The organism is Staphylococcus sp. HMSC62D11 (genome assembly GCF_001839145.1).
Lineage (GTDB): Bacteria > Bacillota > Bacilli > Staphylococcales > Staphylococcaceae > Staphylococcus > Staphylococcus lugdunensis.
The window spans coordinates 1-264 of sequence record NZ_KV840204.1 but is presented as its reverse complement, the minus strand read 5'-3'; the positions used below and the strand labels follow the sequence as shown (position 1 = coordinate 264).

Annotated in this window: 1 protein-coding gene; it reads right to left on the bottom strand. The window is 44.3% G+C overall.

The annotated features are described in order from the left end of the window. On the bottom strand, positions 1 to 264 hold a 264-nt coding region (locus tag HMPREF3267_RS11200), incomplete at both ends, for a putative Ig domain-containing protein (protein WP_176746108.1).

Here is a 264-nt window from a genome sequence, read left to right as displayed (position 1 = left end):
TAGCACTGATCTCGATGTCATCGATTGCCGTATTGACCTCTTTTGTCTGATTACTAATTCCTTTCACCGTCGGTGCTGTCGTGTCTACAACTTTGATTGTGAATGTCGTATCTACTTTATTTCCTTGGTTATCCGTGCTCGTTACCACAATTGGATAGGTGCCAACTTTTGTGGCTACACCGCTTATTGTGTTTGTTGTCGGATCAAACGTCACTCCTTGGGGTAGACCTCTGACTGTGTTTGTCACTGGCTGTCCGCTATTAT